The 12,311-nt window shown below is 67.2% G+C and carries 14 protein-coding genes and 1 tRNA gene; 6 read left to right on the top strand and 9 right to left on the bottom strand.

Annotated features, from left to right (window positions below; translation table 11 throughout):
- Positions 1-50: 50 nt before the first annotated feature.
- Entirely contained in the window at positions 51-893 is an 843-nt protein-coding gene (locus A5790_RS15830) for an alpha/beta fold hydrolase (protein WP_066845950.1), read from the top strand.
- On the opposite strand, the gene A5790_RS15825 is transcribed toward A5790_RS15830, so the two are convergent.
- Complete coding sequence (locus tag A5790_RS15825) at positions 868-1,440, bottom strand: TetR/AcrR family transcriptional regulator (protein WP_231987802.1); 573 nt, start codon at positions 1,438-1,440, stop codon at positions 868-870. The two genes, A5790_RS15830 and A5790_RS15825, sit on opposite strands and share 26 nt — an antisense overlap.
- Positions 1,441-1,559: 119 nt before the next feature.
- Here A5790_RS15825 and A5790_RS15820 point away from each other — a divergent pair, with 119 nt between their 5' ends.
- From A5790_RS15820 to A5790_RS15810, 3 genes are all read left to right on the top strand, one after another.
- Positions 1,560-2,492 carry a metal-dependent hydrolase gene (locus A5790_RS15820; RefSeq protein WP_066845946.1) on the top strand — a complete coding sequence of 311 codons (933 nt, stop codon included), beginning with the start codon at positions 1,560-1,562 and terminating at the stop codon, positions 2,490-2,492.
- A 9-nt stretch (positions 2,493-2,501) separates the two neighbouring features.
- Positions 2,502-3,662: a hypothetical protein gene (locus tag A5790_RS15815; protein WP_231987801.1), complete on the top strand. Its 1,161-nt coding sequence runs from the start codon at positions 2,502-2,504 to the stop codon at positions 3,660-3,662.
- A gap of 66 nt (positions 3,663-3,728) precedes the next feature.
- On the top strand, positions 3,729-4,451 hold the full coding sequence (locus A5790_RS15810) for a cutinase family protein (RefSeq protein ID WP_066845942.1): 723 nt from the start codon (positions 3,729-3,731) through the stop codon (positions 4,449-4,451).
- Positions 4,452-4,453: 2 nt separating this feature from the next.
- Here A5790_RS15810 and pth read toward each other — a convergent pair whose 3' ends face one another.
- The 3 genes from pth to A5790_RS15795 form a co-directional block, all read right to left on the bottom strand.
- On the bottom strand, positions 4,454-5,032 hold the full coding sequence (gene pth, locus A5790_RS15805) for an aminoacyl-tRNA hydrolase (RefSeq protein ID WP_066845939.1): 579 nt from the start codon (positions 5,030-5,032) through the stop codon (positions 4,454-4,456).
- A 6-nt stretch (positions 5,033-5,038) separates the two neighbouring features.
- Positions 5,039-5,716 (bottom strand): 50S ribosomal protein L25/general stress protein Ctc, encoded by a 678-nt coding sequence (locus A5790_RS15800; RefSeq protein WP_066845936.1) that lies wholly within the window; start codon positions 5,714-5,716, stop codon positions 5,039-5,041.
- 140 nt (positions 5,717-5,856) lie between these two features.
- On the bottom strand, positions 5,857-6,729 hold the full coding sequence (locus A5790_RS15795; RefSeq protein WP_066845933.1) for an oxidoreductase: 873 nt from the start codon (positions 6,727-6,729) through the stop codon (positions 5,857-5,859).
- Between the two features lie 115 nt (positions 6,730-6,844).
- Between A5790_RS15795 and A5790_RS15790 the strand changes: the two genes are divergently transcribed.
- Positions 6,845-7,690, top strand: coding sequence for a hypothetical protein (locus tag A5790_RS15790; RefSeq protein ID WP_082961751.1), 846 nt, complete (start codon positions 6,845-6,847; stop codon positions 7,688-7,690).
- A gap of 82 nt (positions 7,691-7,772) precedes the next feature.
- On the opposite strand, the gene A5790_RS15785 is transcribed toward A5790_RS15790, so the two are convergent.
- The 5 genes from A5790_RS15785 to A5790_RS15765 all read right to left on the bottom strand — a co-directional run bounded on the left by A5790_RS15785 (position 7,773) and on the right by A5790_RS15765 (position 11,522).
- The gene (locus A5790_RS15785; RefSeq protein ID WP_066845925.1) at positions 7,773-8,456 is read right to left on the bottom strand and encodes an LpqN/LpqT family lipoprotein; all 684 of its coding nucleotides are present in this window, start codon (positions 8,454-8,456) and stop codon (positions 7,773-7,775) included.
- A complete protein-coding gene (gene arsC / locus A5790_RS15780; protein ID WP_082699063.1) occupies positions 8,453-8,797 on the bottom strand; it encodes an arsenate reductase (glutaredoxin) in 345 nt (114 codons plus the stop codon). Before arsC ends, A5790_RS15785 begins: the two co-directional genes overlap by 4 nt.
- 12 nt (positions 8,798-8,809) lie before the next feature.
- Positions 8,810-9,790, bottom strand: a complete 981-nt coding sequence (locus tag A5790_RS15775; RefSeq protein ID WP_064399569.1) for a ribose-phosphate diphosphokinase — start codon at positions 9,788-9,790, stop codon at positions 8,810-8,812.
- Positions 9,791-9,888: 98 nt separating this feature from the next.
- On the bottom strand, positions 9,889-11,367 hold the full coding sequence (gene glmU, locus A5790_RS15770) for a bifunctional UDP-N-acetylglucosamine diphosphorylase/glucosamine-1-phosphate N-acetyltransferase GlmU (RefSeq protein WP_066845922.1): 1,479 nt from the start codon (positions 11,365-11,367) through the stop codon (positions 9,889-9,891).
- A gap of 83 nt (positions 11,368-11,450) precedes the next feature.
- Positions 11,451-11,522 (bottom strand) — tRNA-Gln (locus A5790_RS15765).
- 159 nt (positions 11,523-11,681) lie between these two features.
- Here A5790_RS15765 and A5790_RS15760 point away from each other — a divergent pair.
- Entirely contained in the window at positions 11,682-12,287 is a 606-nt protein-coding gene (locus A5790_RS15760; protein WP_064350709.1) for a TetR/AcrR family transcriptional regulator, read from the top strand.
- Positions 12,288-12,311: the final 24 nt, after the last annotated feature.

The following is a 12,311-nucleotide window of genomic DNA, read 5'->3' as shown; positions in this document are numbered from 1 at the left end:
AAAGGAGCAACCTGTTACGTCCGACATCTCGTATGTAATACGCTCGCGAAGTGACCCGACCGCAGGCTCTCACCTTCGGCGACATCGACGACCACGACCGGCCACTGGCTGTCCTGGTTCACGGCTTCCCCGACACCCCGTTCACGTGGCGCCACCTCGGACCGCATCTGGTCAACCACGGCTATCGCGTCATCGCGCCGTGGCTCCCGGGATACGACACACCGATCGGGCACCCGGTCAGCGTGGGCACGTACGTGCGCCACGTAGGCCAGGTCGCCCACGCGAGGGGAGCCGACGACCGCGCGGTGCTGATCGGTCACGACTGGGGTGCGCACGCGGGCTACGGCGTGGTCGCGGGCCCGGCCCCGGTCTTCGGGCGTTTCGTGGCGCTCGCCGTACCGCCGATCGGTGTGCTGGCGACCGGCCTGTTCACCTACCTGCAGCTCAAACGGTCGTTCTACATCTGGTTCATCCAGCAGGTCGGGTTGGCCGAGGCGGCGTTGCTCGCGCCCGGGTTCTGGGAGGCCCTGTGGGCGGACTGGTCACCGGGGTACGACTGCGCCGAAGACATCGCCGAACTGCGTAGGCACGTCACCGCCGAGAACATCGCCGACGTCGTCGGGCCGTACCGCGCGTCGTTCAATCCGGAGTTCGGCGATCCCGAAGCCGCCGACGAGACCGCGGCGACGGCCGTGCCGCCCCCGGTCCCGACGCTCTACCTACATGGCCGCGACGACGGCGCGATAGGCGCCGAGCTGCTCGCCGACCTGGACGAGTACCTGCCGACCGCCGGGTCGTCGCACGAAATCATCGACGGAGTCGGGCACTTCCTGCACCTCGAACAGCCCGAGCTGATCGCGGCCAAGATCAGCGACTGGCTGGACGCGGGCTGAGCGATGCGGAACGGCCGTTGCGCGCGGCGTCGAGGCCTGCGGCGTGGCGCAGTTCGGCGAGGAAGTTCTCGGGGCTGGCTCCTCCGAGCAGGTAGTGGCACACCGCGATGCGCACCACGGCCGCCGCGGCGACGTCCTTGTTGTCGCCGGGGATGATCCGCGCGATCCGCTCGTGCATGATCGGCAGCACACGCCTCATCTGCGCGAGCACGTGTTCGGGTTCGATATCGGCGAGCGATCCTAGGGAGTAGGTGCTCTGGAACTCGACGATGAAGCGCAACGCCGCATCGAGGCGTTCGCGGCCCACGAGGCCCGCCATCGCGCTCGCGATTCCCGCATCGAAGTTGTCCTGTTCGTAGAGGCCGAACGCCTCGAGCAACCCCTCCTTGGAACCGAAATGGCGGTACAGCGTCGGGCGGGAGACGCCTGCTTCGGCGGCGACATCGGACAGCTGTAGCTTCCGCCGACCGTCACGGGCCAGCACGACGAAAGTGGCCGCGAGGATGCGCCGCCGCGTCGACTGCTCGGCATCCTCGTTGCGGGCCACGATCAACCTTTACATCTGCAGGGCCAAATGTCACACTAACGCTACATCAAGCCCGAGCACCCATTAACGGGTGAGTTACCGGATGCGCAGTGCCACGTCCGGTGCGGAGGAGAGCAACGGTGACCGACCTCATCGTCCGCAAGATCGGATGGGAGTTCGACGCGTCAGTGCCTTTCATGTGGCAGCCGGCCAACCCGAATTTCGGACTGTTCTGCAATGCGTTCACGTTCATCGCGGTGCCCTTCGAGCGCTACATCGTCAGCGCGGTGCGGATGGCCGCTGACCAGTTGGCCGAAAGTCCCGGCGTCGCGGAGGAAGCCGAGGGGTTCCTCAAGCAGGAAGCCCAGCATGCCGCCGCGCATCGCAAGCACATGCTCGCGCTGATCGACCGCTACCCCGACCTCGAGCAGTGTTACGCCGACGCCTGCGCGGCCTACGACGAGCTGCTGAGGAACGAGCCGGTCGCCTTCCACCTCGCCTACGTCGCCAACCTCGAAGCCACGTTTACCCCGCTGTTCAAAGTGATTCTCGACCACCGTGATTCGCTGTTCGCCGGGGGCGATGTCCGGGTCGCCTCGCTGATGATGTGGCACTTCGTCGAGGAGATCGAGCACCGCAGTTCGGGGCTGATCCTGTGCAATCACGTCAACCCCCACCCGTGGTCCCGCGTCAAGCACATCAAGAGGACGTTCAGCCATGTCGCCGCCATCGCGGACGCGATCGCGACGGTGTTCGACGAGGTCGTCCCGATCGAGGATCGCGGCGTCTCCACCCGCGAGTTGTTGTCCGGCGACTTTCTGACCGGTGAACTCAAACACCGCCTGCCCATCGTGCGCCGCCGACGCGACGGCGGGGGAGCACCGACGATCTTCCAACCGGTGCCGACCGCCGACCTGGCGAAAATGGTGTGGCGGCTGGCGCTTTCGCAGACGCCGTACCACGATCCGGCCGATCAGCCGCTGCCCGCGTGGGCGCAGACCTGGATGCGCGCCTATGACAACGGCGCAGATATGACGACGTTCGCCCGGTCGTCGTCCACCACGGGAAGGTGACATCGATTGTTGACGACGAACTACGGCGGTCTGGTGCCCGAAGACGAGTCGCTCACCCACCAGATCGTCGACACGTTCGCAACGGTCAGCCAATCGGATCCGTCGTGGACGGAGAAGATCTGGACGCTCGCGCATGCACGGGACAACTCGCTGCAGGTCGTGCTCGGCGTCGGAAAGTACACCAACCGCGGCGTGTTCGACGGCGCGGCCGGGGTGTGCCGCGGCACCGAGCAGTGGACCGTGCGCGGCGGGCGCCGCCTGTCGGCCGATCCCTCCTCGACCGCCGTCGGGCCGATCCGCTATCGCGTGCTGGAGCCGCTGCGGTCGATTCAGGTGAGCCTCGAGCCGACCGAACACGCGCCGATCTCGTTCGACGTGGTCATGCAGGGCAGCTTCGATGCGGCGCTGGAGGATCCGTGGCCCGACCGCAGCCCGGACGGGTACCGCGTCTCCCATAATGTGTTGCGCTACCACCAGATCGGCGTGGCGACCGGCTGGGTCGAGGTCGAAGGCCGTCGCACCGAGATTCGCCCCGGCGAGTGGATATCGGTGCGCGACCATTCTTGGGGCCTGCGCCCCGGGGTCGGTAAACCCATCCCCGGCCTGCCTCGTGGTGGGCGCAAGATCAAGCAGATGTTCATGACCTGGCTGCCGATGACGCTGACGCGCCCCGACGGATCGGCGTACTCGCTGTTCGTGATGTATCAGGAGGAGCGTGGCGACGGTTTTCTCGAAATCCGTTGCCAGGCAGAGCAACAGAACGACGACGGCACATCGCACCGGTTTGTCTCGGTGGAACAGGATCTGCACTTCAACGACGAGAACCGGCGACTGACCCATGGCACGGTCACGTTGATCGACTCTGACGGATCGCGGCGACCGCTGACTATCACCGCGGCCGGACCGACGGGCTTTCACCTCGGCACGGCCGGCTACTACGGCTGGAACGACTGGGTCTACGGCCAGTGGGTCGGCGATCTGCGCGTGGAGGGCTACCACGTGACCGACTGCGACACCGCGGAGAACGCGCGCAAGCTGCATCAGCTGCGGGATCTGCTGGTCCGCGTGGACGATCCGGTGGGCGGCGGTTCCGGCCTCGGCAACGCCGAGACGTTCGCGCTGGGCGAGTTCCCCGAGCGAGGGCTCACCGCCCAGAACTCGTTCCTCTGAAAAGTGTGACGCGGACCGCGGACCGCGCGCGGAATACATCGTCAACGGCTGGGCGTTTGGCCATGCATGAAGACGAGACTGCCGCTGCGTCGGCTGATGATCATGGTTGCGGCAGTATTCATCTCGGGTGCGGCGCTGGGCGCACCGCTGATGACGTCGGCAGCACCGGCCGCTGCGGCGCCCACCGGGGAGTGTCCCGACGTGCAGGTGGTATTCGCTCGCGGCACCGGGGAACCGGCGGGCGTCGGCCGCGTCGGCCAGGCGTTCGTCGACACGTTGCGACCGCTCGTGGGTGACGAGTCCGTCGCCGTCTACGCGGTCAACTATCCCGCGACACGGGACTTCCTGCGCGCCGCCGAGGGCGCCAACGACGCCAGCCTGTTCGTCCAGAACATCGCCACCACCTGCCCGGACACCAGGATCGTGCTCGGTGGGTACTCTCAGGGTGCGGCCGTCATCGACGCCATCGCCCTGGCGAACACGCCCACACTCGGCTTCACCCAGCCGATGCCCGCCGCGGTCGCCGACCACGTGGCCGCCGTCGCGGTGTTCGGCAACCCCTCCATCCGCCTGCTCGGCGGTCCGCTCAGCGCGCTGAGCCCGGCCTACGGGGCCAAGACCATCGACCTGTGCAACGGCGCGGATCCGGTGTGCTCCAACGGAAATGACGTCGCGGCGCACAGCCTCTACGTCGAGTCGGGGCTCACCGCTCGGGCGGCGCAGTTCACCGCCGACCGCCTCGGGGCCGCCGCGCCGATCACCACGCTGTCCGGCCACACCGGAGGCTGACGTCAGCCCCAGGCGTGCACGATGTTCTGCGCGGGCTCCACGCCCTGTGCCACCAGAATCTCGGTGGCGTCGGCGGCCTGCTCACAGATCGTCGGCACGTCCTTCCACTCCGCGGACGTGAAGGTGCTCAACACGAACTTCGCGCCTTCGGTGCGGCCGGGCGGCTTACCGATGCCGATCCGGACGCGCTGAAAGTCGTTGCTGCCCAACGACGAAGCCACCGACCGTAGCCCGTTGTGTCCGGCCACACCGCCGCCGAACTTCAGCCGGATCCGGCCGAAGTCGATGTCGAGCTCGTCGTGGATCACCACGATGTCGGTTGGTGGCACCGAGTAGAACTTGGCCAGCGGTCCGACCTGCCGACCCGACTCGTTCATGTAGGTACGCGGTTTGGCCAGCACCACCGAGCGTCCGGCGAGGCGGCCGGTGACCACCTCGGCGCCGGACTTCTTGTGCACCTTGAATCCCGAGCCGATGCGATCGGCGAGGATGTCGGCGACGAGGAACCCGAGGTTGTGCCGCGTTGTGGCGTATTGCGGTCCCGGGTTGCCCAGGCCGACCACGAGTAGTGGTTCGGCCATGCCGGACTACTCGGTTTCTTCGGCGGGAGCCGCTTCGGCGGAGTCGCCCTCGCCCTCGTCGGCGCCCTCGGCGACCTCGGCTGCTGCCTCCTCCGGCGCCTCACCGCCGCCCTCGGCCTCGAGCTCCTCGGCCGTCGGCGCGACGACGACGTTGACCACCAGCGAATCGGGGTCGGTCACCAGCGTGACACCCGACGGCAGCTCGAGTGAGCCGGCCGTGAACTGCGTGCCGGCCTCGACACCTTCGACCGAGACGACGACGTTCTCCGGAATCGACTGCACGTCGGCTTCGACCTCGATCGTGTTGGTCTCCTGGGTGACCAGGGTCCCGGGCACCGCGTCACCCTCGACGACGACGTTGATCTCGACGACAACCTTCTCGCCACGGCGCACGACGAGCAGATCGGCGTGCGTGATGGTGCGGCGGATCGGGTGGATGTCGAGAGCCCTGGTCAGCGCGAGCTGCTCCTTGCCGTTGATATCGAGGGTGAGCACCGCGTTGGTGCCCGAGTTGCGGAGCACGGCCGCGAAGTCACGGCCGTCGAGTTCGAGGTGCTGCGGATCGGTGCCGTGACCGTAGAGGACCGCGGGCACCTTGCCGTTGCGGCGGGCGCGGCGCGATGCGCCCTTGCCGGTCTCGGTGCGGACCGCCGCGGTCAGGTTGTTGGGGGCGTTCTTCGCCATGATGTGGGTGCTCCTGTCGTGTGCTCAGCACGGCGGGGCTCAACCACAAGGTTCGCGTCGATAACGGTGGCCTCCGCTGGCGCGGCCACCCTCGCCGTGATCACCGGCCAGGGTAGCCGGAAACGGTGCTGCGCCCCAAATCAGAGCGGGAACGCGGTCTCGGTGAGCTGCTCGGAGAGCTCCCACAGTGCCGTCGCCATCCGGCCGTCGCGAGCCAGCGGGGTGCGGAAGCCCGTCGGCCCGGTGGGACCGCGGCTGGCGAAGCGCGGGCCGACGAACGTGTCGCCCGGCAGATCCTCGGCCACCGCGTACAGGGTCTGGCGGGCACCGAAGTCGGGCTCGGTGGCGAACACCCGGTTGGCGGCGAGCCAGAAGCGGGTCCCGATCGGGTTGCCGGTCTGGCCCTGCAGGTTCGTGGCGGAGTAACCCGGATGCGCGGCGATCGCCCGGATCGGCGAGCCCACCTCGTCGAGTCGACGCTGCAGGTCCTTCGTGAACAGCAGGTTCGCGAGCTTGGACTGGCCGTAAGCCGGCCACGCCAGGTACGGCCGGGCCTTCCAGTTGAGGTCCTTGAGGTTGATCCGGCCGAAGATGTGCATGACCGAGGACACCGTCACGACGCGGTCGCTGATCTTGGGGAGCAGCAGGTTGGTCAGGGCGAAGTGGCCGAGATGGTTGGTGCCGATCTGGCTCTCGAAGCCGTCGACGGTCAACGCGTACGGGACGGCCATGATGCCGGCGTTGTTGACCAGCACGTCGACGGCGTCCACACCGTCGGCGAACGCGCGCACGGACGCCAGGTCCTGCAGGTCCAGCTTGCGGACCTCGACGTCCCCGGTGATCGTCGCCGCGGCCTCGTCACCCTTGGCGGTGTTGCGCACGGCGAGAATGACCTTGGCGCCTGCTCCGGCCAGTTCGCGCGCCGTGATCAAGCCGATGCCGCTGTTGGCGCCGGTGACGATGACGGTGCGTCCGGAGAAGGAGGGCAGATCCGCGGCGGTCCAGTCGCTCATGCCGACCACCCTAGTGACGTACCGCGAAATGGCATTCCAGCAGGTCTCCACTCGCACTTTCGCTGCTGGAATGCAATTTCGCGGCAGTGTCGGGGCGGGTCAGCACAATCTGGCCATGGGGGAGATATTCATCGGGTCGGAGGCAGTCGCCAACGGCATCGTCACTCGACATGAACTGGCCCGGTGGTACCGGCCGGTGTATCCGGATGTCCATGCTCGGCGGGGGCGACAACTAAGGGTTGAAGATCGCACCTTCGCAGCATGGCTGTGGTCCAACCGCGGCGGGATTGTCACCGGCGTCGCGGCCTCAGCTCTTCACGGCGCGGAGTGGGTCGACGACACCGCGATCGAATTGGTCTACGACTGCGCCCGGCCCCCGAAAGGCATCATCACCCGCAATGAACGCATAACGGGCGACGAATTCGTCTGGCAAGACGGGGTATTCCTCGCGACTCCCGCGCGTACCGCCTTCGACCTCGGTCGGCACCTGCCTCGAGGACAGGCAATCGCTCGGCTCGACGCCCTCATGCGCGCGCAGCCATTCTCGATGGAGGACGTGTTGCTCCTGGCCAAGCGGTATCAGGGCGCCCGGGGTGTCAAACGGCTCAAGGAGTTGTTGCCGCTGGTCGACGGCGGCGCCGCCTCACCCCGCGAGACCTGGCTTCGGCTGCTGTTCATCGACGCCGGACTTCCCAGGCCGAGCACCCAGATCCCCATCGTCGACGAGTTCGGGAACCTACTTCGGACGGTCGACATGGGCTGGGAGGATTTCGAGGTGGTCGCCGAGTACGACGGCGATCAGCACCGCACCTCGCGCGCTCAGTACGTCAAGGACCTGCGAGTGATACCGCAGATTGAGCGGCTCGGCTGGATCGTGCTCAGAGCGATAAAGGAAGACCATCCGCAGTACTTGGTCAGACGGGCGTGGGACGCGCTGGTGTCGCGCGGCTGGCGACCCTGACCCCAATCCCCGAAATTGCATTCCCGCAGGCCGCTACTCGCACTTTTCCTGCTGGAATGCCATTTCGCGCAAAAACTGGGGGCTACTTCGGCGGCGGTTTCGGGACCGCGACGTTGAAGCCGCCGATGATCTTCTCGATGTCGGGGGCCTCTTCGGCGGCTTTCTGGGCGAAGCTCGTCACCGTGAACTGGACGAGATAGCGCTGCTTGGCAGGCGGTGCGCCGGTCGCGATGACGATGCGGTTGTAGCTGTGCATCCGGGTGCCGTTGAGGTCGTAGCTGCCCTCGATCATCGCCGACGGGAAACCCTTGAAGTCGTCCATGGACGCGTTGAGGCGCTTGAAGTTCTGCGACATCTCCGCGTCGACGTAGCCGTGCTTGATCGCCTCGCGCGGATCGAAGTCGCCGGTCAACTTCATCACCACCAGCATCGCGATCGGGTACGTCTCGCCCTTGGCGATCACCCTGGTTCCCGGCGCGAAGTTGGTGTTGAAGTACGGCTCCCACCCGGCCGGCGTCGGATACGAAACGGTCAGATCGGTGAGCTTCTCGGGGAATACCGGCTGACCGGTCACCCCGGCCTGTTCCAGGAACGCCGCGACGGGCACCGGCTTGTCATCGGGGTTGGCGGTGGTCGACGGCGGCGGCGACGACGTCGACCACACCGACTGATAATTGGGCGGTTCGGTGCCGCAGCCGGACACCGCGGCGATCGCACCGACGACCGTCACCGCGGCGGCGAGAACTCGAAAGCCTCGACGGCTCACAGAATCTCGCGCACCGCGTCGATCGGCCGGGCCAACCGGGTGCCCTTCGGCGTGACGACGAACGGCCGCTCGATCAAAATCGGGTTGGCGGCCATCGCGTCGAGGAGCTCGTCGTCCGAGGCGTCCGCCAAACCCAGTTCGCCGTAGAGGGATTCACGCTTACGCACGGCGGTGCGCACGTCGATACCGGCGTCGGAGATCATCTTCTCCAGCTCGGCGCGGGTCGGCGGCGTCTTCAGGTACTGCACGATCTCAGGTTCGATTCCGTTCTCGCGCAACAAGTCCAACGTCTTGCGCGAGGTCGAGCACTTGGGGTTGTGGTAGATCGTCGCGTTTGGCATTGGGGCCGACATCTATGCCGACCCGTCGAAAAGGCTTGTCACCGAGCCGTTGTCGAACACCGCGCGGATCGTGTTCGCCAGCAGCGGGGCGATCGAGAGCACGGTCAACTGCGCGAAGTGCTTGTCCTCGCCGATCGGCAGCGTGTTGGTGACGATCACCTCGCAGGCACCCGAATCGGCCAACCGCTCGCGGGCCGGATCCGAGAGCACACCGTGTGTCGCCGCGATGATCACGTCGCCGGCGCCGTCGGCCTTGAGCAGCTTGACCGCACCGGCGATGGTGCCGCCGGTGTCGATCATGTCGTCGGTCAGCACACAGGTCTTGCCCCGCACGTCGCCGACGACGCGGTTGGACACCACCTCGTTGGGTTTGAGCGGGTCGCGCGTCTTGTGAATGAACGCCAGCGGGACGCCTCCGAGGGAGTCCGCCCACTTCTCGGCGACGCGTACGCGGCCGGAGTCGGGGGAGACGACCACCATGTCGTGGTGGGAGTAATGCTCGGCGATGTAACCGGTGAGCAGCTTCTGCGCCCGCATGTGGTCGACGGGTCCGTCGAAGAAGCCCTGGATCTGGTCGGTGTGCAGGTCGACGGTGACGATCCGGTCGGCACCCGCGGTCTTGAGCAGGTCGGCGACCAACCGCGCCGAGATCGGTTCGCGCCCGCGGTGCTTCTTGTCCTGCCGTGCGTACGGATAGAACGGAAGGATCGCGGTGATCCGCTTGGCGCTGCCGCGCTTGAGCGCGTCGATCATGATCAGCTGTTCCATCAGGTGCTGATTCAGTGGCGCCGGATGGCTCTGCAGCACGAAGGCGTCGCAACCGCGAACGGATTCGTCGAACCGGACGAAGATCTCGCCGTTGGCGAAGTCCCGCGCGGTCTGCGCCGTCACGGGTACGTCGAGTTCCTTGGCGACCTGTTCAGCGAGTTCGGGGTGCGCCCGACCCGAGAACAGCATCAAATTTTTGCGATTGTCGGTCCACTCGGTGCCCACACTGCGCCCTCAAGGTCGGGGATCGATACCGGCTAATCCTACGTAGCTTGACGCGCCGGCCGTGCCCGGGTGGCCAGATCGTGAACGGTCGGGGCCGCTCACCCGGATTCGACGTCGTCCGTAGCCTGCCCGCCCTCGCCGGCCGATGCCTGCTCCGCGGCCCGTGCCGCCGCCGACCCCGGCCGCTTGCGCGTCACCCAACCCTCGATGTTGCGCTGCGGGCCGGCGGACACGGCCAACGCACCGGGCGGCACGTCGTCACGCACGACGGTGCCCGCCCCGGTGTAGGCGCCGTCGCCGACGGTGACCGGGGCGACGAACATCGTGTCCGACCCGGTGCGGACGTGCGAGCCGATCGTGGTGCGGCTCTTGGTCTCGCCGTCGTAGTTGACGAAGACGCTCGACGCGCCGATATTGCTGTGCTCGCCGATGTCGGCGTCGCCGACGTACGTCAGATGCGGCACCTTGGTGCCGGTGCCGATCGTCGAGTTCTTGGTCTCGACGAACGCGCCGAGCTTGCCGTCGGCGCCCAGCACGGTGCCCGGCCGCAGGTAGGTGAACGGCCCGACCGTCGCGCCGTCCCCGATCACCGACGAGGTGGCGTGCGTGCGGCACACGGTCGCGCCGTCACCAACCGTGACGTCGGCCAATGTGGTGTCGGGCCCGACCTCACACCGCCCGCCGATGCGGGTGTCGCCGAGCAGCTGGGTGCCCGGCTTGACCACGGTGTCGCGGCCGATGGTCACGTCGACGTCGATCCACGTCGTGGCGGGATCGACCACCGTCACCCCGGCCCGCTGGTGCGTGGCGACGATGCGCCGGTTCAGCTCCGCGCCGAGTTCGGCCAGCTGCACGCGGTCGTTGACCCCGGCAACCAGCATCGAGTCGTCGACGTGCTTGGCCCGTACGACCAGACCGTCGGAGCGCACGATCGAGACGACGTCGGTCAGGTACTGCTCCTGCTGGGCGTTGTCCGAGCTCAAGCGGCCCAGCGCCGACCGCAGCGCGGTGGCGTCAAACGCGTACACCCCGGCGTTGACCTCGGTGATGGCCCGCTGTTCGGGGGTGGCGTCGGCCTGTTCGACGATGCCCATCACCTCGCCGTCCTGGGTGCGCAGGATGCGGCCGTAACCTGTCGGGTCGGGCAGCGTGGTGGTCAACACGGTCACCGCCGTCGGCCGCCTGCTGTGCGTGCCGATCAGGTCGGCCAGCGTGTCGGCGTCGAGTAACGGCACGTCACCCGAGGTCACCACCAGCGTGCCCGCGAAGTCGGCCGCCAGTGCCGCCAAACCGCACTGCACGGCGTGTCCGGTGCCGAGCTGCTGCTCTTGGGTCGCGGTGTCGATCGGGCGGCCGAGCTCGGCGGCCAGTCGCTCGACCTCGGGCCTCACCCTTTCCCGGTCCTTGCCGACCACCACGACCAGGTGCTGCGGTGCCGCCTTGGCCACCGCGTGCAGGGCGTGGGCGAGCATGCTGCGACCCGCCAGGGTGTGCAGCACCTTCGGGGTGTCGGATCGCATCCGGGTTCCGGCGCCGGCCGCGAGCACGACCACCGCGGTTTCAGGGGCTGCCGTCATCCGGTCTCCTGCCTATCGGATGTGCGGTTTCATACGCGACACGCCGGTCACGCCGCATGTGAGCGCACAATCGCGGCCAATTGCTCCGTCGCCAGGACTCGAACCTGAACTATCTGAACCAAAATCAGAGGTGCTGCCGATTACACCACGACGGATCGGACAACTCGTGATGCTAGTCCAATCGCCGGACCCCTCTTCGTTTGTTCCCGACGGCAGGCGCCTCGCCGTCTGATCGCCGCCCGACCACTACATCTGCATCTACCCTGGTGACCGTGGCAGCACTCGACAAGGAGGTCAGGGCACCGCGGGCGCGGATGACGGGCGCCGAGCGGCGCCACCAGCTCATCGAGGTCGCGCGCAAGCTCTTCGCCGAGCGCGGCTACGAGGGCACCTCGATCGAGGAGATCGCCCAGCGCGCGAACGTCTCCAAGCCCGTCGTCTACGAGCACTTCGGCGGCAAAGAGGGCCTCTACGCGGTGGTCGTCGACCGCGAGATGTCGGCGTTGCTGGACGGGATCACCTCGTCGCTGACCCGGATGACCAACAACCGCTCGCGGCTGCGCATCGAACGCGTCGCGCTCGCCCTGCTGACCTACGTCGACGAGCGCACCGACGGCTTCCGCATCCTGATTCGCGACTCCCCGGCGTCGATCACCTCCGGCAGCACCTATTCGACGCTGCTCAACGAGGCCGTCAACCAGGTGTCCTCGATTCTGGCCGGCGACTTCTCCCGCCGCGGACTGGACCCGGAGATGGCGCCGCTATACGCCCAGGCGTTGGTCGGCTCGGTGTCGATGACCGCGCAGTGGTGGCTCGACGTGCGCGAGCCCAAGAAAGAGGTCGTCGCAGCGCATCTGGTCAACCTGTGCTGGAACGGGCTGATGCATCTGGAGAACGATCCGCCGTTGCTCGACGAGTGACGTAGATCTCGTCAGCGGATCTGC

Source organism: Mycobacterium sp. 852002-51152_SCH6134967 (assembly GCF_001667105.1).
Lineage (GTDB): Bacteria > Actinomycetota > Actinomycetes > Mycobacteriales > Mycobacteriaceae > Mycobacterium > Mycobacterium neumannii_A.
This window is presented reverse-complemented; position numbering and strand designations above follow the sequence as displayed.

Coding starts and splice junctions, on each gene's coding strand:
- pth (WP_066845939.1), bottom strand. CDS start 5,032: ATGGCCGAACCACTACTCGTGGTCGGCCTGGGCAACCCGGGACCGCAA.
- A5790_RS15795 (WP_066845933.1), bottom strand. CDS start 6,729: ATGAGCGACTGGACCGCCGCGGATCTGCCCTCCTTCTCCGGACGCACC.
- arsC (WP_082699063.1), bottom strand. CDS start 8,797: ATGCCAAACGCGACGATCTACCACAACCCCAAGTGCTCGACCTCGCGC.
- A5790_RS15790 (WP_082961751.1), top strand. CDS start 6,845: ATGGGGGAGATATTCATCGGGTCGGAGGCAGTCGCCAACGGCATCGTC.
- glmU (WP_066845922.1), bottom strand. CDS start 11,367: ATGACGGCAGCCCCTGAAACCGCGGTGGTCGTGCTCGCGGCCGGCGCC.
- A5790_RS15760 (WP_064350709.1), top strand. CDS start 11,682: ATGACGGGCGCCGAGCGGCGCCACCAGCTCATCGAGGTCGCGCGCAAG.
- A5790_RS15800 (WP_066845936.1), bottom strand. CDS start 5,716: ATGGCGAAGAACGCCCCCAACAACCTGACCGCGGCGGTCCGCACCGAG.
- A5790_RS15810 (WP_066845942.1), top strand. CDS start 3,729: ATGAAGACGAGACTGCCGCTGCGTCGGCTGATGATCATGGTTGCGGCA.